Source organism: Paenibacillus sp. J31P316 (assembly GCF_056269105.1).
Map to the genome: position 1 here is coordinate 221,281 of NZ_JBWDNI010000007.1, position 24,634 is coordinate 245,914.

At 55.0% G+C, this 24,634-nt stretch carries 25 protein-coding genes and 2 tRNA genes; 7 read left to right on the forward strand and 20 right to left on the reverse strand.

Going from position 1 to position 24,634, the window contains the following annotated elements; translation table 11 throughout:
• Positions 1-191 precede the first annotated feature (191 nt).
• Complete coding sequence (gene speD / locus AC0YNU_RS21295; protein WP_475760351.1) at positions 192-1,004, reverse strand: adenosylmethionine decarboxylase; 813 nt, start codon at positions 1,002-1,004, stop codon at positions 192-194.
• 393 nt (positions 1,005-1,397) lie between these two features.
• Positions 1,398-2,252, reverse strand: coding sequence for a sulfurtransferase (locus AC0YNU_RS21300; RefSeq protein WP_475760353.1), 855 nt, complete (start codon positions 2,250-2,252; stop codon positions 1,398-1,400).
• Between the two features lie 182 nt (positions 2,253-2,434).
• Between AC0YNU_RS21300 and AC0YNU_RS21305 the strand changes: the two genes are divergently transcribed.
• The gene (locus AC0YNU_RS21305; RefSeq protein ID WP_475760355.1) at positions 2,435-3,298 is read left to right on the forward strand and encodes a hypothetical protein; all 864 of its coding nucleotides are present in this window, start codon (positions 2,435-2,437) and stop codon (positions 3,296-3,298) included.
• Between the two features lie 165 nt (positions 3,299-3,463).
• On the opposite strand, the gene AC0YNU_RS21310 is transcribed toward AC0YNU_RS21305, so the two are convergent.
• Positions 3,464-4,726, reverse strand: a complete 1,263-nt coding sequence (locus AC0YNU_RS21310; protein ID WP_475760357.1) for an MFS transporter — start codon at positions 4,724-4,726, stop codon at positions 3,464-3,466.
• Between the two features lie 191 nt (positions 4,727-4,917).
• Here AC0YNU_RS21310 and AC0YNU_RS21315 point away from each other — a divergent pair, with 191 nt between their 5' ends.
• Positions 4,918-5,427, forward strand: coding sequence for a GNAT family N-acetyltransferase (locus tag AC0YNU_RS21315; protein ID WP_475760359.1), 510 nt, complete (start codon positions 4,918-4,920; stop codon positions 5,425-5,427).
• Positions 5,428-5,912: 485 nt separating this feature from the next.
• On the opposite strand, the gene AC0YNU_RS21320 is transcribed toward AC0YNU_RS21315, so the two are convergent.
• The 3 genes from AC0YNU_RS21320 to AC0YNU_RS21330 all read right to left on the reverse strand — a co-directional run bounded on the left by AC0YNU_RS21320 (position 5,913) and on the right by AC0YNU_RS21330 (position 7,917).
• Positions 5,913-7,136, reverse strand: a complete 1,224-nt coding sequence (locus tag AC0YNU_RS21320) for an EAL domain-containing protein (RefSeq protein WP_475760361.1) — start codon at positions 7,134-7,136, stop codon at positions 5,913-5,915.
• Between the two features lie 128 nt (positions 7,137-7,264).
• Complete coding sequence (locus AC0YNU_RS21325; protein ID WP_475760363.1) at positions 7,265-7,579, reverse strand: 4a-hydroxytetrahydrobiopterin dehydratase; 315 nt, start codon at positions 7,577-7,579, stop codon at positions 7,265-7,267.
• A gap of 17 nt (positions 7,580-7,596) precedes the next feature.
• On the reverse strand, positions 7,597-7,917 hold the full coding sequence (locus tag AC0YNU_RS21330) for a hypothetical protein (protein WP_475760365.1): 321 nt from the start codon (positions 7,915-7,917) through the stop codon (positions 7,597-7,599).
• 230 nt (positions 7,918-8,147) lie between these two features.
• Here AC0YNU_RS21330 and motA point away from each other — a divergent pair, with 230 nt between their 5' ends.
• Both motA and motB read left to right on the forward strand, forming a co-directional pair.
• Complete coding sequence (gene motA / locus AC0YNU_RS21335; protein ID WP_475760367.1) at positions 8,148-8,948, forward strand: flagellar motor stator protein MotA; 801 nt, start codon at positions 8,148-8,150, stop codon at positions 8,946-8,948.
• A complete protein-coding gene (motB, locus tag AC0YNU_RS21340; protein ID WP_475760369.1) occupies positions 8,932-9,750 on the forward strand; it encodes a flagellar motor protein MotB in 819 nt (272 codons plus the stop codon). The genes motA and motB overlap by 17 nt, the downstream gene beginning before the upstream one ends.
• 229 nt (positions 9,751-9,979) lie before the next feature.
• On the opposite strand, the gene cuyB is transcribed toward motB, so the two are convergent.
• From cuyB to AC0YNU_RS21365, 5 genes are all read right to left on the reverse strand, one after another.
• Positions 9,980-10,687 carry a cysteate racemase gene (cuyB, locus tag AC0YNU_RS21345; protein WP_475760371.1) on the reverse strand — a complete coding sequence of 236 codons (708 nt, stop codon included), beginning with the start codon at positions 10,685-10,687 and terminating at the stop codon, positions 9,980-9,982.
• Positions 10,688-10,737: 50 nt separating this feature from the next.
• Positions 10,738-12,246 carry a Mur ligase family protein gene (locus AC0YNU_RS21350; RefSeq protein ID WP_475760373.1) on the reverse strand — a complete coding sequence of 503 codons (1,509 nt, stop codon included), beginning with the start codon at positions 12,244-12,246 and terminating at the stop codon, positions 10,738-10,740.
• Positions 12,247-12,781: 535 nt separating this feature from the next.
• Positions 12,782-13,477: a 23S rRNA pseudouridine(2604) synthase RluF gene (rluF, locus tag AC0YNU_RS21355; protein ID WP_475760375.1), complete on the reverse strand. Its 696-nt coding sequence runs from the start codon at positions 13,475-13,477 to the stop codon at positions 12,782-12,784.
• Between the two features lie 28 nt (positions 13,478-13,505).
• Positions 13,506-14,216, reverse strand: coding sequence for an NAD(P)H-binding protein (locus AC0YNU_RS21360; protein WP_475760378.1), 711 nt, complete (start codon positions 14,214-14,216; stop codon positions 13,506-13,508).
• A 51-nt stretch (positions 14,217-14,267) separates the two neighbouring features.
• Positions 14,268-16,520 carry an ATP-binding protein gene (locus tag AC0YNU_RS21365; protein ID WP_475760380.1) on the reverse strand — a complete coding sequence of 751 codons (2,253 nt, stop codon included), beginning with the start codon at positions 16,518-16,520 and terminating at the stop codon, positions 14,268-14,270.
• Between the two features lie 318 nt (positions 16,521-16,838).
• On the opposite strand from AC0YNU_RS21365, the gene tadA reads away from it, so the two are divergent.
• Positions 16,839-17,318, forward strand: coding sequence for a tRNA adenosine(34) deaminase TadA (gene tadA / locus AC0YNU_RS21370; RefSeq protein WP_475760382.1), 480 nt, complete (start codon positions 16,839-16,841; stop codon positions 17,316-17,318).
• Here the strand turns inward: tadA and AC0YNU_RS21375 are convergent.
• Positions 17,281-17,496 carry a Spo0E family sporulation regulatory protein-aspartic acid phosphatase gene (locus AC0YNU_RS21375; protein ID WP_475760384.1) on the reverse strand — a complete coding sequence of 72 codons (216 nt, stop codon included), beginning with the start codon at positions 17,494-17,496 and terminating at the stop codon, positions 17,281-17,283. The genes tadA and AC0YNU_RS21375 overlap by 38 nt on opposite strands.
• 350 nt (positions 17,497-17,846) lie before the next feature.
• Between AC0YNU_RS21375 and AC0YNU_RS21380 the strand changes: the two genes are divergently transcribed.
• Positions 17,847-17,923, forward strand: a tRNA-Arg gene (locus AC0YNU_RS21380).
• 216 nt (positions 17,924-18,139) lie between these two features.
• Here the strand turns inward: AC0YNU_RS21380 and AC0YNU_RS21385 are convergent.
• A complete protein-coding gene (locus AC0YNU_RS21385; protein ID WP_475760386.1) occupies positions 18,140-19,063 on the reverse strand; it encodes a helix-turn-helix domain-containing protein in 924 nt (307 codons plus the stop codon).
• A 93-nt stretch (positions 19,064-19,156) separates the two neighbouring features.
• The gene (locus AC0YNU_RS21390) at positions 19,157-20,167 is read right to left on the reverse strand and encodes a zinc-dependent alcohol dehydrogenase (protein WP_475760387.1); all 1,011 of its coding nucleotides are present in this window, start codon (positions 20,165-20,167) and stop codon (positions 19,157-19,159) included.
• Positions 20,168-20,427: 260 nt separating this feature from the next.
• Between AC0YNU_RS21390 and AC0YNU_RS21395 the strand changes: the two genes are divergently transcribed.
• Complete coding sequence (locus tag AC0YNU_RS21395) at positions 20,428-20,850, forward strand: hypothetical protein (protein ID WP_475760389.1); 423 nt, start codon at positions 20,428-20,430, stop codon at positions 20,848-20,850.
• A gap of 100 nt (positions 20,851-20,950) precedes the next feature.
• On the opposite strand, the gene AC0YNU_RS21400 is transcribed toward AC0YNU_RS21395, so the two are convergent.
• The 6 genes from AC0YNU_RS21400 to serS form a co-directional block, all read right to left on the reverse strand.
• Positions 20,951-21,967, reverse strand: a complete 1,017-nt coding sequence (locus AC0YNU_RS21400; RefSeq protein WP_475760391.1) for a hypothetical protein — start codon at positions 21,965-21,967, stop codon at positions 20,951-20,953.
• A 139-nt stretch (positions 21,968-22,106) separates the two neighbouring features.
• Positions 22,107-22,265, reverse strand: a complete 159-nt coding sequence (locus tag AC0YNU_RS21405; protein ID WP_161701365.1) for a small acid-soluble spore protein P — start codon at positions 22,263-22,265, stop codon at positions 22,107-22,109.
• A 48-nt stretch (positions 22,266-22,313) separates the two neighbouring features.
• Positions 22,314-22,490, reverse strand: coding sequence for a hypothetical protein (locus AC0YNU_RS21410; protein WP_475760393.1), 177 nt, complete (start codon positions 22,488-22,490; stop codon positions 22,314-22,316).
• 50 nt (positions 22,491-22,540) lie between these two features.
• Complete coding sequence (locus AC0YNU_RS21415) at positions 22,541-22,888, reverse strand: hypothetical protein (RefSeq protein WP_475760396.1); 348 nt, start codon at positions 22,886-22,888, stop codon at positions 22,541-22,543.
• A 142-nt stretch (positions 22,889-23,030) separates the two neighbouring features.
• Positions 23,031-23,119, reverse strand: a tRNA-Ser gene (locus AC0YNU_RS21420).
• Between the two features lie 129 nt (positions 23,120-23,248).
• Positions 23,249-24,529 carry a serine--tRNA ligase gene (serS, locus tag AC0YNU_RS21425; RefSeq protein ID WP_475760398.1) on the reverse strand — a complete coding sequence of 427 codons (1,281 nt, stop codon included), beginning with the start codon at positions 24,527-24,529 and terminating at the stop codon, positions 23,249-23,251.
• Between the last annotated feature and the right edge of the window lie 105 nt (positions 24,530-24,634).

Genomic DNA, 24,634 nt, shown 5'->3' on the forward strand with positions numbered 1-24,634 from the left:
GGTTTCCTTAGGATGAAAGCTAGTGTTTCCATCCCCATTGTATGATCGGAACGCCGGATTATTCCTTTACTATGGTGAAGCAGGTTTACCTCATCGCGCATTGGCGGCGACTTGCAGTCGCTCCATATTGGATTCGGACGATAAAAAAAACATCGCCAAGCAGCCCGTGCGCCGCAGCGATGTTTGAACGATTAGTTGAACACCATATTCTTTCCGTAAAAGATTTCGTCCATCTCCCATTTGATGCTCTTCTCGATTTCCGATTGCTCTTCCATGCTCAACGTTTCTTTGGTGTACCCGAATAAGTAGTTGTTCAGGTCGAACTCGCGAAGCTTGCACTTCGTATGAAAAATATTCTCCTGATACACGTTAACGTCGATCATCTGGTATAAATCCCTGACCTCGGCCGGAATATAATTCTGAATCGAGCTGATCTCATGGTCGATAAACAACTTATGCCCGTTGATGTCGCGCGTAAACCCCCGCACCCGGTAATCCATCGTCATGATATCCGTTTCGAAGGAGTGGATCAGGTAATTCAACGCTTTAAGCGGCGATATCTCCCCGCAAGTGGAGACGTCAATGTCGGCACGGAACGTACTGATGCCTTCGTCCGGATGATATTCCGGGTAGGTATGTACCGTAATATGGCTCGTGTTCAGATGCATCACGACCGCATTCGGAAGCGGCCCTGGCGACTCCTCGAACGACTCGTTCGGCTCCTGCTCGATCGGTCCCTCCGACACCAGCATCGTCACGCTCGCGCCTTGCGGCTCATAATCCTGCTTGGCGATGTTCAGGACATGAGCGCCGATAATGTCGGCCACGTTCTTCAGAATCGTCGTTAAACGTTCCGCGCTGTATTGCTGGTCAATGTACGCAATATAAGCCTCGCGTTCTTCCTTCGTCTTCGTAAAGCAGATGTCGTACATGTTAAAGCTGAGCGACTTGGTCAAATTGTTGAACCCATGCAGCGTGATTCGCTGTTCCGACGTTAATTTCAAGCAAACTCCTCCTCACCGTTGTCATCGCCTCTGATTGTGCGGCCTTCAACAGACATTCTCATTATCCTTAACCTAATTGGCAGACTACTATTCGTATTGTGACGCAATGCGCCTCCGACAATGGCGGAATTCCCGTTAATAGCGGTGAGACGAGTGTTGGGGTTAACTTTCATCGAATGACTTTGCACAAGTTATAACGTACAAACTGGTATCCGGCCATCGGCTGCTTTATCTCATTCATTCTTAAAGTTTGTCCTTCAACTTGCTATAAACTTTACCTAGCCTGAAATACCTTCAGGAGCCGCTTGTTGATTCCGCGTTGACTTCGACGCATAAAAAAATACAGAGCGACGGGGTGGTTACGCCATGCTCTGTACTTTCCACTTACGTCTGTTAGTTGCCCTTCGGTGCATCTTCAGCGCCAACGGCTATCGCGTTGTCAGAGTATGAAATCCAGTCGCTCCAACTCCCTGCATACAACCGCACATTCGTAAATCCCGCTTCCTGCAGCGCCCGCACGTTCGGCGTAGCCGTCACGCCGGATCCGCAATACACGATCGTCTCGCGATCCTTGTCCAGCCCTTCGAACCGCGCAGCCTGTTCGTCCGCGTTCTTCCACTTGCCGTCTTCGCCGCGGCCTTCGGACCAGAGGCGGTTAATGGCACCCGGAATATGACCGGCTGCCTTATCCAACGGCTCGACTTCGCCGCGATAACGCGCGCCGTCGCGGGAATCGATCAGCGTCACGCGATCCTTCCCGATATTCTCGCGCACTTCATCCATCTCTACGAGCATGTTGTGCTGCACCGTGGCGAGGAACTTAGCCGGAATAAGCACCTTCTGATCGGCGTTCACCGGGAAGCTTGCCTGCTGCCAGGCCGTGAAGCCCTCGTCCAACACGTAGACTTCTTCATGGCCAAGATACTTGAGCAGCCACCACAGACGCGAAGCCATCGCCCCGCCTTGGTCGTCGTACGCGACGACGCGCGTCTCGTTGCTGATGCCGACGCGGCTCAGCGTGCCCGTCAGCTGCGCGATGTCCGGCAGCGGATGGCGTCCGCCATGCTCCTCGATCGGCGCGGACAAGTCCTTCTCCAGGTCGAGGTATACCGCGCCTGGAATATGGGAAGCCTCGTAAGCCTCGCGGCCGGACTCCGGTTTGCCGAGCTGGAAGCGGCAGTCGACAATTACGATGTCGGATTCATACAAACGGGCCAGCAGCCATTTTAACGATACGATTGAATTCACAGCATTCATCCGCCTTTCAATATCTTGACTTTACCTGAATTATACCTCATTCCGCGGCGCGGCGCCTTGCCGCAGCTCGCTTTACAAATTCTGTAACTATCTCTAATCATGCGCGAACACTCCTCGACTACGATCAGTTGCGGACCTAAGCTGTCCACTAATCGTTCGAAGGAGATGAATTCATGTTCAAACGTTTGTTAGGAACAGCCGCTATTATCGTAACGCTCGGTGCCGCGCTCGTCACGGAAGCCGGAGTCGCGCCTACGCCTGCGCATGCGGCAAGCAATATGGTGCCCGACTATGAGGTGAAGCTGCTCATGAATCCAAGCGCCGTGCTGGGTTCCGATTTCAAACTGACCAGCACTGTCCTGAGCGCCTTCTCCATGCCGACGACGGTGACGAAGATGAACGTCGCGTTCCTGGATACGAGCGCCAAGGACATCTACAATAACGGCTGGAGCCCGCGCATCCGTAAGACTGAAGGAGAATCCGATTTCGAGCTCAGCTACAAGAAGCGTTATGCAATCACGAACGGCAACATCGCGGCCGCACTGACGCAAGCGAACAACGAAGGCTTCAACTCCGGCGACTCCAACTATGAAGCGCAGGTCGAGTGGGGCTACCAGAAGCAAACGCTCAGCATCACCCGTACGAAGAGCGGCAGTAAATCCGGCTACAGCGGCATGGATCTCCCATCGATTGCCGACGCCCGAAGCCTGATGATCAATAACGCACCGGATAAATTCAACGACTGGGTATCCAGCGGCTGGGGCACGAGCAAGCTGTCGAGCTCCCGGTATTTCGGTCCCGTCCTGGCCAAACGTTCCGTCGGCACGTGGAGCGGCTTGCAGCTGTACATCGAAGTATGGCCGATCAAGAATGCCGCAGGCACAGGCACTGAATACATCGTCGAAGCGTCGTTCAAAACAACCAGCTCCGCGACGGCTTCCACCAAGCATGACCAGCTGATCACCTTCCTGCAAAGCAAAGGCTGGTTCCTGGCGCAGGATTCGCTGAAAACGCAACTAATCATGGACCGTTACTAAACCGTCAACGCACGCTATGGCGTGGATCCCCATAACGATCAAGATGCCCGCTCTCGGCGGGCATCTTTTCATTACCGTTTATCCCTACCTTAACCCGCTGCACGTTACCTCCCTAGCCTCGGCCTGCCATCGTACTCTGCGCCCTTCACTCTCTCACGCATGTACTCAGACGTTGACCAGCGCCCGCTTTCTCCGTCTCAGCCTGTCATGCTCCCTGACAATAAACAGCATGAGCAGCAGAAGCACGGCCGCACAGCCGACGAACTGCCCCATCGCATGATCGACGTCGAAGGAATCGAGCAGCCATCCCGTCAGCTTCGGCAGAAAAGCGCCTCCAAGTCCGCCGCAGGCGATGAGTATGCTCGTGGTCCGGTCGATTTTATCCGGGAATGCTTCGTTAAGATAGACGAGACCCATCGCGAAGATGCCCGCCATCGCGAGGCCCGTCACCACGATCAGTCCCGTTGCCACGGCTGCTTGATCCAGCAGCATCAAGGCCCCAAAACCAATCGTCGTGCCCGCGCAGCAGGCGAGGAGGAAGTTGCGATACCCAACCCGGCCCGTAATCCGTCCCACGAACAGCCGACCGAAGGACATCGCGGCCCAGAAGATGCTGAGGCTGATCGTCGCGCTGGACTCGCTCAGACCCGATTTTCGACCCATGATGGCCGGCAAATAATTGGCGAAGCTCATTTCCAGCCCGACATAAACAGCGAAGAAGAGTGCGCCAAGCACCAGAAGCAGCAGATCCCCGCGGGAATACCAAGCTTTCGAATGGCTCGCAGCTGGCTTGCCGTCCACCACTCTCGAACCATCCTTTGTTTCCGCAGCCGCTCCAGCCTCGGACGATCCACCCTGCTCGATCGTTTTGCCCATGAACGCCTCCGCTTCGCCCAGCGGGAGGAACAGCCACAGCAGCAGCATAACGGCAGCAAGCACGCCTACCGAAGCGAATGTCCATAGCCAATACCCCTGCACGATCAGCCACGCCGCAGCCGCGGGCAGCGCAAGCGCCCCGACGCCGAAGAACACTTCCAGCAGCGACATTGCCGAGGCTTTGCGCGCACCCAGCGTTTCAATAATGAGCGCTCCGATGCATGTCTCGCCGAGACCGAAACCGAAGCCCGCGAACAAGGCAAGCACCAGCATCACGGTCCAACCGGGCTCGAACGCATATCCCGCTTCCGCAATGGCAAAACCGACGAATGCCAGCATGACTGAACCGCGTCGTCCCAGACTCCGGATTAGCGTCGGCGCTAGCAGCACCCCCGCCAAGAAGCCGAGAAACTGATTCATGATCAGCTGGCCGCCCGTCTCGTAATCGATGGTATAGTGCAGCACCAGCTGTTCCATCACGGCCCCTACCGCGACATGGCCCAAGCCGATGACCAGATACGAGAGACACCCCAGTATAATTAATTTACGCACGCGAACATCCACCCTTTCAGCCGCCCCATTATAGCACTGCTGCTCCGTTTTTTGAACCGCTCTCTTGCCGATACTAACAAGCAGGCGCTTGATAATTGACGCCATTTCGCCGACAATGTGTTCGAGAGCCATTCGGAACGCGCCCCGCCTGTCGAATGAAGCGATAGTCAACCACCGAGGAGAACGCGAACATGTCCAATTCCCCCCGCGCTGAGCTTCAGCGCTACAACGTCATTCCGCTGTCGGAGACCTATGCCGAGCAGCTATCCTCCTGGCGGTACGAACCGCCCTTCGACTTCTACAACTGGACGACGTGGCAGGTCATGCTGGAGCTCGGCATGGAATTCGGCGATCCCGACATCCGTATTCGCCAATATGCCGCCGTCTTGGACGCGGACGGCGATTTCATCGGCTTCGCGCAGTTTTTCCCGCTGCTCGGGCTGACGCGTCTCGGATTAGGCCTGCGCCCCGATTTATGCAATCATGGCCATGGCCTCTCCTTCGTTCAAACGATTGTGGCGGAGGCGCTGCGACGAGCCCCGGACGATGAGATCGATTTGGAAGTGCACACCTGGAATAACCGAGCCATCCTCACCTACCAGCGGGCAGGGTTTGTCATTACCGATACGTACGCCAAACAAACGCATACCGGATTGGTAGACGTCTATTGCATGTGCTATTTGCCGGAGGAAGCCCTGTAGCGGCGGCTTTGGCCTGAACCGCGGCATTGAAATAACAGAGCCGATTGTGTTTGAACAGCTTAGCTGGAGGATTCCGCTATTGGAGAATGGCTTGGGAAAAAATCAGGGGATTGAGTTCGTGTTTTCGATTCTCGGGGTTTCGAAGCTTCTGGGCCGGGGACTCGAGGTTCATGGGTTTCAAAAAAGTTTAGCAGTTTCACGGTTACTGTATAGCTCGAGGATTTTCACAAATCTCGACGTTTCGGCAGCAGTTACGGCGGCTTCAGCGGTGTCACCCGTCTTGCAGATACGCGGAACGCGATTTCCTTATAAGCGAATCCGATTCTATCGGCCTAAAACAAAGGTCGCTTCGTAAAGCCTAACCAGTCGACGCTGCTTCTAGCGCACCCCGCAGAAGCATACACTCGCCCCGCAGCCGCTCTCTCCGCTGGCACGATTACCTGCCTACTGCTAACCGCTATCCGCAGCACGCACCTCTCATCACGCTACCGCTCGCCATCCACATCAGCCACATCCAGGAACAAAATCTCGCTCTCCCCCACCGGCACCGAAATCGTGCGGATCCGATCGAACGAATCCAGGTCCGTGTAGGCTTGCGACACCATCGCGCGCGGACGTTCGACGAGCTCGACGGCGATCGGAATAAAATACGGCCGCCAGCTCCAGTTCAAGCCTTTGTACTCCGGCTGCCGAAGCCACTCGCTCCCGTTATCGCGCCGATAGTTGGAGCTGATCTGAATGCCGTCGCCGCGGCATACATAAACCCGGATGCAGGACGATTCCGCCAAGCCCGGAAGCAGCCGCGCGATGAACTCGTCCTCGTTGCCGTTGCCACCCTCGCGCGCATCCGCCCATGCCGCGTCCACCGCTTGCCGCAGCTTGTCCGCCTCGCTGCTCCAATGACGCTCGCGCTGCAGCATGCACGCTCGGCGTCGATCCAAGCCCTCCTCGACCAACGCCGCGAAGCTCGCCGCCGGCCGGAATTCCGCCTCCGCCGGCGCGAAGAGATAGCCCTGCACGAACCGGGCGCCGATCTCGATCGCCCGCTGCAAATCCTGGTCCGTCTCGACGCCTTCGACGAGCAGCGAAGCGCCGATCTGATCCGCCAGCATCGAGAAGGAGCGAAGCACGCCGTAATAGCCGCTGTGACTTTCGCTCCGCTTCAGCATATGAATGTCGATTTTGAGAATCTGAGGCTGAATTTGGGCGATTCGATCCATATTGCTGAAGCCGCTGCCCACATCGTCGATCGCAACCAGGCAGCCCTCGTTCCGGTAGAGGTCGACCACCGATCGCAGCTGCTCCATCGGTTCCAGGAACGACTCCTCCGTGATTTCGATCACGACCCGGCGCGGGTCAATCGAATATTTATCAAGCAGGCGAAGCGTAGGAAGCTCGCCTGTCATCGCATAGGTTTGGAAGATCCACGACGGCTTCAGGTTAATGAACAGCTTGCCTTCATCCGGACCGGTCTCGGCGAACTTCGCGAACGCCATTTCCCGCAGCTGCCGGTCGACGCGAATCTGTTCCTCCATCGGCACCCTCTTGTTCGCGAAGAACGGCCCGACGCTGCGCACGCCTTCTTCGCTGCGGATGCGGCCAAGCGCCTCGTAACCCATGATTCTTCGCGTATCCAGCGCAAGGATCGGCTGATAATACGGGACGAGTTCGCCCGCCAAGCTCGCCCGAATGTCGTTTGTTTCCCTCATCGCCGTGTCTCCTTGCGTCGAATGATGTCATATTTTCTCACATAAGCTGATTTCTCCTATTGTAAAATAGTGCCGGACCCTTGTAAAGTCCATGTTTCCGCCAACTTACGCGCGCAAAAAAACGCCGATTACCGGTTCCCGGCAATCGACGCCCTATAAACTTCGTTATATCGCTCGGCAGACTGGATATCCAGCTCCGTCAAGCCTCCCGAATGCCAAGTCGTGAGCCGCAGCGTCACTTTCTTGTAATCGATGCCGATGAACGGATGATGGTTCAGCTCTTCCGCGATTTCGGCAATTTGTCCTACGAAGGCGATTGCGGCAGGAAAGGTGACAAACCTGTAGCTGCCCACGATCCATTTGTCATCCTCGCGCGCCCAGCCTTCCAATGACGCCACGGCAGCATCGGCCGCCTCCGCCGTCATCTTCTCCAGTTTACCCATCCCATCACCTTCCTGCCTCAGATTAAACGGATGATGCGGCTCTCCTTCTCGTCCACGGACACTTCGATAATATGATGCTTCGGCCGATAGGTCACTACGCCTTTGCCGACATGCAGGACCGGGTCCTCCCCGAGCGCATAGAACACATCGTCCGCCAAAGCCTCCATCAGTTCCAGCTGCTGCCCGCGCTCCAGCTCATCCCATTCCGTCGTATCCATTTCGAAGAATAGATAGCCATCTCCGATGTCGAACATGGCGTCTTTCAACTCCACCAGGATATCCTCGTATTCTCTCGCATGCTTTACGCCCATTGCCATGCCTTCCTTTCCGGTTTTCATGTAAGCCTCTGCTCCCTATTCTACACGAATTGGGGCGAAAACTCCTAAAACATCCATTTTGCTCTAATCTACGCGCCGCATTTGACGATAATAAATAAGAAGATAGACAGTCGAATCGTTGCGTTTTGTGTCGTAAGCCGAAATGACGCGCATTCGATTACGGTTCTCGGGCTTGAACGGCGACTGCCGGTTCATCAATAGTCTTTATCATTATACGAACGAGGTGCGTCATGGAAAAATCTACAATTATCGGTATTGTTCTCGGACTCGTTGCCGTCCTGCTCGGTATGACCCTCAAGGGAGCGCCGATCGAGAACTTGCTCAACCCGGCAGCTTTTACCATCATTATCGTCGGAACCGCTGCCTCGTTATTCATCGGTTTCCCGTTGAAAGAGCTCAAAAAATTCCCGAAACTCATCAAAATGATTTTCGTCGTGCAAAAATTGCTCCCGCGCGAGCAAGTCATCGCGCTATTCATGGAGTGGGCGACGATTACGCGCCGCGAAGGACTGCTCGCGCTGGAATCGAAGGTCGACGAGATCGAAGATCCGTTCCTGCGTAACGGCATGCGGATGATCATCGACGGCAACGATCAGGATCTCGTTCGCGACGTGCTGCTCGAAGATATCGCGGCGACGGAAGAACGCCACCGCGCGGGCGCGCTGATCTTCTCGCAAGCCGGCATGTACGCGCCGACGCTCGGGGTACTCGGGGCCGTTATCGGCCTGATCGCGGCGCTTGCCGACATGAGCGACATGGGCAAGCTCGCGCACGCCATCGCCGCGGCATTCGTCGCTACACTCCTAGGTATATTCACCGGATACGTATTGTGGCACCCGATTTCCAATAAGCTGAAGCGCCTGTCGAAGAATGAAGTCGAGCTTCGCCTGATGATGGTCGAAGGCCTGCTGTCCATTCAATCCGGCGTCTCCACGATCGCGATCAACCAGAAGCTCTCCGTCTTCTTAACGCCGACCGAACGTTATGCGATGAGTCAGAAGGGAGCGGAAGCCATTGAGCAAAAGGCATAGGAAAGAAGAGCACGAGGAGCATGCCGACGAAACCTGGCTGATTCCGTATGCCGATCTTCTGACGCTGCTGCTTGCCTTGTTTATCGTGTTGTACGCCATGAGCTCCACCGATTCGAAGAAGTTCCAGGACATGAGCAAGGCGTTCAACCTTGCCTTCAACAGCGGCATCGGCGTCTTGGACAAGTCGTCCGTCATCGCGGACAATATGATGATGGAAGACAGCAATAACTCGAAGCGGCATGAAGATACCAAGGATATGCAGAAGGACGACCTGGCCGCGCTGAAGCAGAAGGAACAGGAAGATCTCGAGCAGCTGAAGAAACAAGTGGACAAGTACATTCAGACGAACGGCTTGACCACGCAGCTGGACACGAAGCTCAACCAGTCCCAGTTGACGATCACGATCAGCGACAGCTCGCTCTTCGCGCCGGGCAGCGCGAAGGTAAAGCCAGAATCGCGCAAGCTCGCCGTCGCGATCTCCAATATGCTGACGAAATACTCCGACTATGAGGTTATCGTCTCCGGACATACCGACAACGTGCCGATCAACAACACCGAATTCGAATCCAACTGGGAGCTCAGCTCCATGCGGGCGATTCGCTTCATGAACATCGTACTCGATAACAAGCAGCTCAATCCGAAGAACTTCAGCAACATCGGCTACGGCGAATATCATCCGATTGCCGGCAACGATACGGCTGCCGGTCGCTCCAAGAACCGCCGCGTCGAGGTATCGATTATCCGGAAGTTTGCCGATACCGCCAAGAACGTCAGCGTATCCGCAACGACGGCGAATCAATAGCTCCATCTGCTTTATCTGCACCGTCCATACGAAATGCAAAACCCCGTCAGGCTTGGAACTGAACCACAGTTCACGTCCGCCTGACGGGGTTTTTGGTTACGATTACGATTTGCTATGTTATAAAGCCAGCCTCGCGGCATGCCCTGCGTAATCCATTGTTATGCTGTCCAAACAGCCTGCAGTGACGGTGACCATTGCCGCAGCAGTCGACAAGCTCGTAGGCTGGCGCTTACTCTTGCGGCGGCAGAGACAGCTCGATCGACCTTTGCACGAGCACGTCCATCGCATCGATGCTGTACCGTCTCGCCTCTTCGCTCAGCTTCACGATCGACAGCTCCGTGCAGGCAATAATGACGCAACTGCAGCCTTCCTTGGCCACCATATCGTGAATGATGCCCTCCAGCTCTGCCGGATCGCTCGAGATGCCGCGCTTAATGTCCCGATAGATGATATTCATGACCTGCTGCTGCACGTCCATGTCCGGCTCATGCGGGATCAAGCCGTACTTGCGCGCCGACTCGCTATAGATGCCGCTGCGCAGCGTGCCGTTCGTCGCCAAGATGCCGACTTTCCCGCCGCTGCCGAACGAATCCACGATCGCCCGCATCGTCTCCTCGACCATGTCGATGATCGGAATCGTCGTCATGGCCTGCATCTCGTTGATATAATAATGCGCCGTGTTGCACGGCATGGCGATATTGTCGACCTCTGCGTACTCCAACAGCCGGATATCCTTCTCGATCTCGCGCAGGAACAGCTCAGCCGTGTCTTCCAAGATCACTTGGGTCCGATCCGGAATAGAAGCGTGGTTCAAAATCACCATGTCGATATGGTCCTGATCGCTGTCGGCTGCCGTGCCGTCGATAATCTGATCGATAAATACGGACGTTGCTTTCGGTCCCATCCCGCCCAGAACACCTAATCGTTTACGTTCCATGACTCAACCTACTTTATATGAAATAATCGTGCTATGTGACGAGTACCCGGTCAGCCTTCGTTTGAACCTTCTTCTCTCAGCAGCCCCAGCGCGATCTCGGCTCCGGGGTCCATCCCTTGACAGCCCGCGAGCAGGATCAGGTCGCCTTGCTGCGCCTGCGACAGCGCCGTAGCGATCGCTTCCGGCAGCTCCGTGTACAGCTTCACTTCAATGCCCGCTTCGTTCATCACGTCCAGGAACACATCCACTTCCTCGTCCGTTACCGTGTTATGGCGATTCACATGCGACTGGCTTCGCGTTGCGATCAGCTCGCGCTTCTCGAGACGGTTCAGCCACTTCACGATCGACTCCGCATTCTCGCGATTGATGATCGGCCCGCGTGCGCCGCGGATCGCATAGACCAAGTGGAAGTTCTCGTAGTCCATGTAGCGCAGCGTCTCCAGCGTCACGTCGATATTGCCGGGATTGGCAAAATGATCGTCGATGATCGTGAACGCATCCTCGTGGATGAATTCGAACCGGCGCTCCACGCCGCCGAACGTGCGCAGCGTCTCTTGAATCGTCGCGACGGGTACGCCGCACAGCAGCGCGATGGCGATCGCCGCCATCGAGTTGTAGACGGAGTGGAGACCCGGAATGCGAAGCTCCACGCGGAACTCGCCCGGCTCGATCACGGTGCCGCTGTCCGCCGGGATAGGCTTCAGGATTTCCACGGTGAATTTCGCCCGCCCCGTGGACAGATCCAGGTCCTTGCAGTGCAGCGTTCCTTCGCGGTTCTGCATGCTGAAGGTGACGACCTTCGCCCGCGTCTGCGTCGCCAGAGACGCCGCATAGTCGTCGTCCAGGTTCAAGACGGCGAAGCTGTTCTCTCCCGCTTCCCGGATCAGCCGGGATTTGGCCAAGAAATAATTCTCGAACGTGCCATGGGAATCGATATGCTCGCGGCTGAGATTATTGAAGCAGACGATGTCGTAACCGACCGTCTCGACGCGGTGCGTTTCCTGCGCCGCCGAAGAAACCTCCATGCTGACATGGGAGACGCCGCGGTCGACCATTTGTTTCAAGTAAGCCTGCAGATCGAGCGATTCCGGCGTCGTCAGCTCGGACGGGATGCGCTCTTCGTCGATCTTGATGACGACCGTTCCGATCATGCCCGTCTTGAAGCCGTGCTGCTCGAGAATCGCATTCGTCATGTACGTGGTGCTTGTCTTGCCGTTCGTCGCCGTAATGCCGATCATCTTCATCCGGTCTGCCGGATGGCCGTAGAACGCGCTCGCCAGCTGCGCCATCGCGATCCGGCTGTTCGGCACGACGTACTGCGGCACGTCGATGTCGGGCTGAATGCGCTCGACGACCGCCGCAACCGCGCCGCGTGCGACCGCATCCCCCAAGTAGCGATGGCCGTCCGTGCTGTAGCCCGTAATGCAGACGAACAGCTCGCCCGGCGACACCTTCTGCGAATGATAGGATATGCCGGTTACTTCGATGTCCCCGGCCTGATAAGCTTCTGTTACGGTTGTTTCCTGCAGCAGCTGCTGCAGCTGGAATTTCGTCGTCATCGCAATGGTCCTTTCCCCGAGGGCTGCGCGTCACGCGCCCTTCCTATCGTCTTGTGCATCTGCCCATCGCCTTCTTTATACATGAGCTTCATAGCCAGGCCCTGCACCGTACGCGGAATCAGGCACCCCTATCAGCTCGTCCACTATTCTTCTAAACGACCGCTAACGTATGTATGCCATGGATTCCAGACAGCGAATCATACTTAATCCAATTTAATCTTTACATTCTTAAGACGACCTAATAACTACATCCTAATAAGACCGCCGATGCCTTATTGCCCTTGAGCGAATCGCACATCCGGCGAAACAATATTTTTCAAAAACCTCTATGCAAACAGAAGACAATCCTTTATAATTTTACTTCATGTTTTCTAGGATGGCAAGATGAAACGACCACCAGCCCCGTAACCGCGAGCCTTCAGCGGATAATCGAAGCTCTCCTTGCTTGCAACAAAAAAACCAACTCCATCGACGCTGGCGTCGAACGGATGTTGGTTTTCTCGTTATTTTCCGGGAAACGAGGAAGCTTACGAACTTAACGATAGTCGAGCAGGTCGAACAACTCGCTGAGCTCGCCCTTCGTCAGATCCCGCCATTTGCCGTTCGCGAGCTGGCCCAGCTGAATATTCATGATTCGCACGCGGCGAAGCTTGCGGACGTTATAGCCGAACGTTTGGCACATCCGGCGGATTTGGCGGTTCTTGCCTTCCGTCAGCGTAATCCGGAACACGCGGTCCGATTCCTTCTGTACTTTGCAAGGCAGCGTCATCGAGCCAAGAATGCGAACGCCCTCGCTCATCGCCTTCAGGAACCGCGGCGTGACGGGACGGTCGACCGTAACGATATATTCCTTCTCGTGCTTGCCCTCGGCGCGCAGGATGCGATTGACGATATCGCCGTCGTTGGTCAGCAATATGAGCCCTTCCGAATCCTTATCCAATCTTCCGATCGGGAAAATCCGTTCCTCATGCCCCACGTAATCGACGATATTGCCTGCGACCTGGGCTTCCGTCGTGCTCGTGATGCCGACGGGCTTGTTCAGCGCGATATACACATGGCCCTTCTGCTCCCCGATGGGTCTGCCTTCCACGCGCACGTCATCGCCGAGCTCCGCCTGGCTGCCGAGCTCCGCTACGACGCCGTTGATCGTGACCTTCCCGTTCTCCACGAGCTTGTCGGCCTCTCGTCTGGAGCAGTAGCCCGTTTCGCTAATAAACTTGTTAATCCTCAACTGACTTATTCACCCCGCATATGGTGCCTTAAACTAATACCGACTGACGCGTCGTTATTGCGTGATTATCATAAATATGGACGGCCGGCGCAAGTTGATCCGGCGGCGCTGCCGCGGCCTCGCGCATGAAAGCAGCCACATCCTCGGCCCGAACCGGCCGATATTTGCCAAGCGGTCCTTGCATCAGCAGCCGGAGAACCGGACTGAGCATGACCGCCACGCGCTCGCCAAGGCGGAATTCTTCCCGCTTCCCGAGCAGCAGCGAGGGGCGGACGATCTGCAGCTCGCGCAAACCGATCGCGCTTAACTGCGTTTCCGTTTCGCCCTTGACCCGGTTATAGAACACGGCGGATTGCGCATTCGCTCCCATCGCGGAGATGACGATCATCTTCCCGGCGCCATGCGCCTTCGCCCATTCCCCGAGCGCCACGGGATAGCCCAAGTCTACTTGGCGGAACGCCTCCTGTGATCCTGCCTTCTTGATCGTCGTGCCAAGAGCGCAGAACACCACATCCGCCTGAACATCGGCCAGCGCATCCTCCAGATGGTCAAAATCCGCCGAAATGACGTGCAGCTTCCCGCTCGAAGCTTCGTCTCCCGGCAAGAGAGGCAGCGGCCGTCGCGTGAGTACCGTCAGCGACCTGCAGCGCTCGTCCTGCAGCAGCTGCTGCAGCAATTGGAACCCGACAAGGCCGGTAGCTCCTGCCAGAAGCGCGCGATAGCCTTCCGTACGCGGCATGTCCTCACCTCTCCTGTATGTATTGTACATGAAACCGCGAATCCCTGCTTGCTAGCTCCCGGAATTATCCGCTCTGTACAACGGGAGCGTAATCAGGACCGTCGTGCCCACGCCCACTTTGCTTTTGATTTCGAACGTTCCCTGATGGCTCTGTATAATCCGCTGGCTGACCATGATGCCCAGGCCCGTTCCTGCATCCTTGTCCGTATAGAACGGATCGCCCAGCTTGGCGATCTTCTCCTCCGATATGCCGATGCCTTCATCCGCGATCGAGATACATAACTGTCGTTCCTGATGCTGAACCTGGATGGTAATTTGACCTCCGTGCGGCATCGCTTCCATCGCATTCTTGAGAACGTTGATGAACACCTGCTTCAGCTGGTTCTCCTCGCAGGAGATCCGGCATTCCTCCTGGCCAAAATCAGTCGCGAACACGACATTGCACAGATGCGCCTGACTGTCGAGCAGAGAGATAACGTCCCCCAGCGTAAACCGGATGTCCTTCACCTCGAACCTTGTAGCCTGCGGCTTGGCCAGAATCAAGAACTCGCCGACGATCAGATTAATGCGGTCCAGCTCGGACAGCATCAGATCGACATGCCGCGTGTTCAGCTTCGACGTCTGCAGTTGCAGCTGCAGGAAGCCGCGGAGCGTCGTGAGCGGGTTGCGAATCTCATGGGCGACGCCGGCAGCCAGCTGTCCGACGGTCGTCAGCTTCTCGGATCGGCGCAGCAGCTCGTCCATTTTGTTGCGGCTGGTCATGTCCCGCGTAATGCTGGCAATTGCATGGATGCTGCCCAGCTTATCCCGGATCGGCGAAGTCGTCACGCTGACCGCTATCCAGTCTCCGTCCTTGGTGAGCCGCGTTGTCTCTCGTGCCGAGAGCGGCTTGCCTGATTTCAACAGCTCCATCGTCTGCTGCTCTTCGTCCCGCAGATGCTCCGGCACCAGCGAAAGCACGTTGCCCACCGCCTCCTCCGTCGTATAGCCGAACAACTGCTCGAAGGCACGGTTGACCTGCATGATGCGGCCATCCAGGCCCACGACATGAATCGCGTCCGTCGTATGATTGATGAAGGATTCCAAATACTCTTTCATCGAGCGATTTTCTTCGAACGCCATCTTCAGCTTCGTCATGTAGATGCTGAGGTTCTTCGACATCGCGTTCACGCGCTGCGCCAGCTGCCCCAGCTCGTCCTTGCGCCTGACGACGATCGAGCTGTCGAAGCGTCCGAAGGACAACTCGTTGACTTTCCACAGAATCATGCGGACGGGACGCAGCAAAATATGCGACAGCCAGTAGCTGCAAATAATAACGATGAACAGCAGTACCGCGGAGATATAGAGCTGATTCGTACGCTGTTCGTCCATCAGCCGCATCAGCGGTTTCTTGTCGAGCACAAGTCCGACGACGTACGGCTTCGGATCACGTATGAGAATAAAGCTCTTGATCACTTCTCGATGATGGAGCGTCGTATAGCGAAATACCTTCTTCCCTTTCAAAGCTTCCTGAACGCTGTTCACGTCTTCATCGATGCTGCGGTAGTCGTACGTACCGAACGGAATCGGCAGATCCGCAAGCTCCTTATTGCTGATAATGGAGGGGATATTCATGATGGAATTGCTTCGGAACAGGCCCGGATTGAAGCCCGTGATTTCCAGGATCGTCGGGTTGCTGGCTTTCATATCTTCAAGAAAGGCTGTCGTATGCGCCATCTTCTGATAATCGATGAGCGCGTCGCTTTCCATGTAACAGCGAATAATATAATTGATTTCATTGTCGGTATAGAAGGATTCCTGTCCCAGCAGGACGGACGTCCCCGTAACCGATCGCTCGCTCGGACTTGTCCAGAACTGATAATCCTTGTCCGCTTCGTCGCGCACGATTAGATTCCGCAACGGCCAGGTCTTGCTGATCATTCCATTCTCGCTTGGCTCCGTAGACATCGCGATCATGTAATTCGTGCCGTTTTTCTTCATGACGGATAGACGGGAGACGCCGATGCGGGATGCCACCAGCTCCAGCTGCTCGCTCGTGATCTCGTTGATTTGATGAGGGAGCTGCTCGGATGCGGAGTAAGAGGCCATCTTCAAATTGTCAGCTAGAACAGATTGCACGAATTCGTTCTCGCTCGTGTTTTGCTGAACATCCGCGGCGATCTGATGCGTGATGGTCGCCATATTCCGTTCGACGTCCGATCTCAGATTGACCCTGGTGGAATATTCGTTCAAAATGACATTGAGCAAGAGCAGGACGAATACGATCAGCGAAATCATAAGAGACAGCTTAATCTTAACTGACAATATGCGACACACCCTTTTTATCGAGCTTGTGGACACCTAGTTGGATCATAACATAAATGTGGGAAAAACTTCTATCCTTGTCATTCTAAGATAAGCAGCGGATATCCCCGGAAGTTATACACAGGTTTATCCCAATATTCACATGACCATTTAATAATTTGTTAGTAAATCTGTGCATAACCCCGACTTATGCACAATTTCATCCACAAGCTGTTAACAACGAATATTTGTTCGTAGCACAATTCGAGGATTATCGACAGCCGAAGTAGCATACATAGGCTATTTGACTCTATAACAGACATAACAGGAGGACTAATCATGAGCGAAACAGACTATTTCCGAGAAGACGATTTCGTTTGGATGCAGGCTGCCATCGAGGAAGCCAAGAAAGCGGAGGCCATCGGAGAGGTACCGATCGGTGCAGTCATTGTCAAGAACGGAGAGATCATTGGCAGAGGATATAATCTGAGGGAAACGAATTTGGATCCGACCGCGCATGCGGAGATGATCGCGATTCGGGAGGCCAGCCGGCATTTGGAAGCTTGGCGACTGCTGGACTGTACGTTATATGTCACGCTTGAACCCTGTCCGATGTGCGCGGGAGCGCTTGTCCAGAGTCGTATTCGAAAAGTGGTGTACGGCACAATCGACCCGAAGGCCGGCTGTGCCGGTACATTAATGAATTTGCTGCAGGAACCTCGCTTCAACCATGAGACGGAGCTCGTCGGCGGCCTGCTGCAGCAAGAATGTGCGGATTTACTTACCCAGTTTTTCCGTCGTTTGCGAGGGCGTGCTTAGCGGCGCCTCGGAGTCGTTCTTCCTTCTGCATATGTTGAAGCATAACGATCAGCTGATCGGCCTCTTCGCTAAGGGCCAGTACCTCAGGGTCAGTAAGACTTCCTCGTGCCTCGGCCATTTCAAAAAGCTTCGTGCGAAGCACCTGCAATTCGTGGAGTAATGTAGTTTTGTCGTTCATGACGCCCGCGGGACAGCTCCTATCGCATCATCTTCAGTTAGTTACAAATAGTAACATCTTCATTATATACGCTTAAGGTTGTTATTTTTGTAAAATCTTGTCGACAATATACTAGTTTATTCGGTGAATATATCGACACCATTCAACACGAGAACCGAAAATAGGACTAATTTCATCGGTCTTTAGGTCCAGTTCCCTCCAAGTCCAGGTCAGAGACCAGCATACCTCCTATTTAGAAGACTGCTCCAACGATCATTCCCCGCGGACGTATCCATTCCGCACATCTATTTTATTCGCCGACTGGAAAGTTGCGCCGCTCTTGTTCTTCATGCTATTATTATCCTTGCCGCGCGCCCGTAGCTCAGCAGGATAGAGCGACAGTTTCCTAAACTGCAGGTCGTACGTTCGAATCGTATCGGGCGCGCCATCTATGTAAACCTTGTACTTGCAAGGTTTTTTGTTTTTTCATAGGACACAAACCGGATGAACAGTCCCCCTAGCGGAAATAGAGTAGGCGAACGCCTATGCTTGGCATACAACAAAGGCAGCGCCATCGGAGATGGCGCTGCCTTTGTATTTAATGAATTTGGATACGCCAGCTATGCTGCGCGAGCTATCCAGTTCTTCCCGGATAAATCCCGCCCTACGATTCACCGGGCTTTATCCCATAAGGAGAGGACGCGATATCGATTCGCCGCGACTTGGCATTGGTAGCCCGGAATTGGCTGGGCGTAACGCCAACGTTGGCTTTGAACGCCCGGCTGAACAGATGGATGCCGGAGAACCCCACATCCTCGGCGATTTGAGTCAGCGTCTGCCCGCTCTCTATCATCCGCAGCTTCGCCTGTTCGATGCGGACGTGCGTGACATATTTATGGACGGTGATCTTTAATTGCTCCTTAAACAGCGAGGACAAGTGATTGGTCGAGATCCCCGCCTGCTCGCCGATGGCGGCATTGTCCAGCTGCGTGTCCCAGTAACGTTCGTTAATGTACGCCAGGCTTTTCTCGATGGAGACCCAGCTTCTCGTCATCTTGCCCTCGCGTCCCTGCCCTTCGGCTTGGCTTTTAAAGAACGCGTGCAGCAGCTCCGCACATAACCCCTTCAGCAACAGCGGATTGTACGTTCCCCCTTCGGCAAACGCTTTATGCATCGTCATCAGCTTGTGCTTCAGATCGATTCGGTCCGACGGCCGCAGATGGGCGATGGGCACGATCGCTGCCAACGCCGTCTCCCGTTCCGCTATCGTCCGCTGCCTGTCCGTCATCGTGCCGACTTCGCTCCAAGCACTTCGCTCTTCGTCATAGTAGAGGTCGAAGTGGCAGATCCATTGGATCAAAGGGATCGCGGAGGTCGTGCGGATAATATGGGACATGAAGGCTGGCATCAGCAGCAGGTCTCCCTCTTTGACCCTATACTGCAACCCATTTAGGATAAAGTCCGCTTCTCCCTGCTCGACATACGTAAACACATGGTCGTAATCGACCCATTCCCCGTATAAGGAAATGGACCTTGATACTTTGACCGCTCTTACGAACGGAGAGACGGTATGCAGCCAAGCTTCCATGCGCCAAACCTCCGACTTGAACCGCTCCACTCGAAGAGGAACGTTAATGCTTCTATTGTAGTGGAAGAGCGCCGGGAGGCCAATGCATGGATGCTAGTCGTGCCAATCGAACAGGACGCCGTGATACCGATCCTTGTCGAACCGCAAGCCCTCATAAGCGGACGCCGCTTCATCCGGCTTCAATACATGGCTGATCAGCGGTTCGATCTGCAGCTTGCTGCGCTGCATGAGGCCGAACACAATGCGGGAATTGCGCACCAGGGAATGCTTGACGAACGCGTTCGGCTCGACCGGGTACCGCCATTCATGCGCGCCTTTGAAAGTAATGCAGCCGCGATTGCTCAAGTGGCAATAATTCAGGACATCCGTCAGGTCTGCTTGGTATTCGCCGCGCGGGCTCCCGAGCAAGACGATCTCACCTGACTTGGCGATCCAGCCCAGGCTCTCCGCCGCAACCTTGGACAGCCCGGTCGCTTCGATATGCGTCGAGACGCCGACGCCTCCCGTAAGTTCGGCCACTCGCTCTTTGGTATCGCCTATGCCGTTGTCGTAGGTATGGAACAAGCCGCATCGCTCCGCCATGTTCCGCCGTTCGCGGGACAAGTCTAAGCCGATAACGTCGGCGCCTTGCAGCTGAGCCAGCTGCGCAGCCATGTTGCCGACCAGTCCGAGGCCGGTGACGCTTACGATGTCGCCTAGCTCGATATCGGATACGCGAATCGCGGTCGCTGCGACGGTCGCCATGCGCGTGAACGGCACCCAGCGCAGCTCCAAGTCTGCCGGAACCTCCAGGAACGTGCCGCCCGTCGAGACGACCTGATAACGGGAATGATCCCCGTAATGGAAGACGATATCCCCTTTATGCCACCGCTGCTCATCCGCCCCCGTCTCGACAATCTCGCTGACTGATGCATATCCCGGCGTATCCGGCATCTGGAACCAGCTCTCGCCGCCGGACAAGCAGGCCAATTCCGTGCCAGGGCTGATCAGCGTGTACAGCTTCTTGACGATGACCTCGTCAGCCGCTAAGGACGATGCGTGGAACGCTTCTTCTATGACCTCGACCTGCCATGGCTTGGTGAACAGCACTCTCTTGTTATTCATTAATGCAGCTCCTCCTATATTGCGTTTCTTCTCAATGTAACCGTTTCATATAGGGAAGTCTTTGAGCAAAAGACCGATCTTTTATCGAAAAGTACGGGCGGCTCCTGCCTTCAAAAATAACGGTGCCTTATTTGCAACTCCGCCGTGAAAAGGTCCCCCGATTCAGCGACCATCCGCAGAAGCTTGTCTTTTCTATGAAACTCACAATCTAGCAACTCCTGCATAGTATAGAGTAGTACTGTGAAAGGAGGTGTAGTAGAATGGGAAAACTTATAGATGCAAGAACATCGCAAAATGCCAGCTATGCCAACTCGATTTTGGTTCCTATTCTTTTCATTAACACGCCCGAGCTATTCGGAGTAATCGGTCTGAACACGGCAGGCGCAGGAGCCACTCCTCGGGTTAGCATGCAAGGAACGATGTCCGTCCAGCTGCCCTTGGCGCTGGCTGGCGTTACCATCACCATAGTAAGGGGTACGCTTCCGACAGATCACCTTGTATATACGGCAACGGCAACGTTTGACTTATCCCTGCTCGCACCCCAGGTCATTGCTTTCGAAGCAAATGACTACAACCCGCCGATAACGCCTCTATTGACGTACTCGGCCTTCGTCAGCTCCAATATTATTGGCACGATCCGTGTCGGTCCAGAGAGCTTTAGCGGCATGTTGGTCACAGACTGAACTCCTATAGGACGAGCAAAAGAACCACCCTTGCAGGTGGTTCTTGGTCTATATTATGGCTCTTTCCTGGTCAACTAATTAGATAACGCGTCTAGCGAGCTTAGGGCAGCCATTTATCCGCAGGGACGGCATCCTTGGGCAGCGCAACCTCGAAAGCAACCTTCTTATTCAACGCGTCTTGAGAAAGCATGAACGCGATATCCAACTGCATACCGCCAACATCCGTCGCGTTCAGCTGCAATTTCCCGGCCTCGAACGTTACATAGTCATCCTTTATGCCGCCGGTCATCTCGAACGCCTTGATCGTATACCGCTTCTGCAGCTTCTCCGCGCTCGACTCGCTCTTGGATGCTTGCAGCTGTTCCTTCGTTAGTCCAAAAGTCTTCATATAGGCTTCGTTGCCAAGCAGCAGATCGATCATTTTCGGGATGGCGTTCTCTGCGATGGACGTCAGCAGCGCGTCCGAATGCGACTCATCAGCCGTCATTCGCACATACCGCTCGGCTTCATAGCCTGGCGGCAGTTCTTTCACGTCGGCAGCCGCAGGCTCGCTGTAATAGGCGTCGTCCAGGCCGTCGAAGAAAGAGTCGAGCGCACTCTTCGCCAGCGTCGGCGCTTCTCCGTCCAGTACATTCGCGCCGCCCTGCTCTTGCGCCAGCTTCTTGGCATCGATAACAACGAAACGGTCAGCCACGGCAGCAGGGACAGCGACTCCGGGAATTTGCGGAATTTTCATATAGATCTTATCCTCTGTCACGAGAATCGGAAGCTTCACGTTTAATTGGACGTCCCCGGTTCCAAGCGTGGCATCAAGCAACAATTCAGCGCGCTGCGGATCCTTCTGAACCGCTCCGTGAAATTGAATGACGGCGCCCTTAAGCAGGATCGGCAGCGCCATCATGAGCGCCGCATCCCGATCGGACAAGTCACCGGCAGGCTGGGGCAGACGAATATTATTTATCGTAAGAGAACCTGCGTATGTAAATGAATCCGCATCACTTGTGTTCGCGATCGCTTCAAGCCAAGCATCCTTCGGTGAATCGGACGAGCTGCAGCCCGTCGCTGCAGCCATTGCCGCGATAAGCAGCGTAATCGTACCGCGTCTCCATGGTTTCATCCGCCATTGCCCCTCTCCTTGTGCGCATCTTTCATTTTACCCTATCCAAAATAGGTCTGAAAAGACAATCGCACAGGAAGAAGCCCGCCCGCGCCGATTCCATCGGGCGCAGACGGGCTGTTGTAGAGAGATAAGGGCATTACCCCTGCGGGTTGTGATGGTCGACGTGATTGGCTTGCTTCGTCTTCTTCGAGCCGGACAACGGCTCCTGGGGTTGAGAAGAATCCTTACGGGACCTGGACGGCTGACCGTTTCCTTCGTAAGGGTTTTGAACCGGTACGCTTTTCGGCTTACCCATTGCGTTCATCTCCTTCATCATACTCATGAACGATCGCGGACAGCTTGTTTAGCTGCGAGAATGATACAGGTCGGACGGCTCAACATGATTAAGCGCATCCTGATGGCGGCGATCGTTCGTATCCTGCTGCAGCTGCTGGGCTTGATGGCTGTTGACCGGATTTTGGTCCAGGTCTTCCACGACGTTGCTTAAATTTTTGTCGGCGGTGCCTTTCGCTTTGGTCATGATTCGTATGCTCCTCTCTAGGCTAGGCGATCAGCGCAATACGACAATGCTTATGCATGCGTCAGTTCATGCAGCGCCTGCGCGCATTCATGAATATGGCGCGTATAATCCTCGATCAGCTGCTGGATAATGTCGGTACGTTCGTCGACAGAGCGTCCGTCTTTCTCCACGTCGATCAGCGTCGTTTGGATCTCGCGGCTGTCCACGTACGTGACTTTAAAATCAAAGCTGTACATCTGATGGCCCGCCGTATGAATGGTGACGCGCAGCGACTTGGAATCGGCTTCGTCGGCCTTCACTTCGGCTCGATCCGCGTTCTGAATGGTATCGGGCAGTGCACGCTGCCAAGCTTCGGTCAGCTCCTGCTGATTGATGGTCAACTCATCGCGTTTGCTCATTTGATTTCCCACCTCCATGCGGATAATATGCGGCTCCGGCCTTTGTTTTATGCGAGGTCGGCAGGCAGGAACACATACAGAAAAGCAAAAAGCGCCCAAGCGAATGTTTATTCGCCCGAGCGCTGTCGGTTGTTATTATAGGTGGCGGAGAGAGTGGGATTCGAACCCACGTGGGCTTGCACCCTAACGGTTTTCAAGACCGCCCCGTTATGACCGCTTCGGTATCTCTCCATCCTGATGAACCAAACCTTGTTCAAGGTCACAGGACGTATTGTACCACAGGCCAAATTAATAACGCAACTCCGAAATCACTACTTCTAGCATGCATACCGCAGCATTTGGCTCGTAGCGGAACTTCCACTAACGGGCAGCGATGACTTCAAGTCCGCCCATATAAGGACGAAGCGCTTCGGGTACGATAACTGAACCATCGGCTTGCTGGTAATTTTCAAGAATCGCTGCAACCGTCCGTCCAACGGCAAGTCCGGAGCCGTTAAGCGTATGCACGAATTCCGGCTTTCCTTTTGCTTCGGGACGGTACTTGATGTTCGCGCGCCGCGCTTGGAAGTCCTCGAAGTTCGAACAGGACGAAATTTCGCGGTACGAATTGCCGCTTGGGATCCATACCTCGAGATCGTACGTCTTCGCCGACGTAAAACCCATATCGCCCGTGCACAGCGTCAATACGCGGTATGGAAGGCCTAACAGCTGCAGCACCTTCTCTGCGTTTGCCGTAAGCTTCTCCAGCTCATCGTAGGAGTCCTCCGGCTTCACCAGCTTCACCAGCTCGATCTTGTTGAACTGGTGCTGGCGGATCAATCCGCGCGTGTCTCGGCCCGCAGAGCCGGCTTCAGAACGGAAGCATGCGCTGTAGGCGACGAAGTTCTTCGGCAGATCGTCAGCGGAGAGAATTTCTTCCCGGTGGATGTTGGTAACCGGCACTTCGGCCGTCGGAATCAAGTAATACTCCGTATCCGCAAGCTTGAACAGATCCTCTTCGAACTTCGGCAATTGTCCCGTGCCGACCAGGCTGTCGCGATTGACGATATACGGGGGAAGAATTTCCTCGTACCCATGCTGGTCGCTATGTAGATCCATCATGAAATTAATGAGTGCCCGCTCCAGACGTGCGCCGAGACCGCGGTAGAACACAAAGCGCGAGCCCGTTACTTTAGCCGCCCGTTCAAAATCCAGGATGTTCAATTCCTGCGCAAGCTCAAAATGCGCCTTCGGCTCAAAGGCGAACGTCGGCACCTCGCCATGACGGCGAATTTCAACGTTGTCGTCCTCGGAAGCACCGACAGGCACGCTTTCGTTCGGCACGTTCGGAATAGAGAGCATCAGCTCGGCGGTTTCCGCTTCCACTGCCCGAATCTCCTCGTCCAGTGCTTTGATCCGGTCGCCGACTTCGCGCATCTCCACGATTAGCGCTTCGGCGTCCCCGCCGCTTTTCTTCAGCTTCGCCACTTCCTGCGATACGTTGTTGCGGCGGTTCTTCAGCTGCTCCGTCTCCTGCAGCATATCGCGCCATTTGCCGTCCAGCGCCGGGAAATTGGCAATCAGGTCAAGCGACTTTCCGCGATTCGCGAGCGCTTGCTCTACTTTGGCAAAATCATTCCGTAGCAGTTTTACGTCAAGCACGTTGGGTATCCCCTCTCATTTTCTTATGGCTATTCTAGTAGTGTATCCAAAGTGGCGTACGCGCCAAACTGTTTTGCCTAAACCTGCGACTTCCGTACAGCTCAA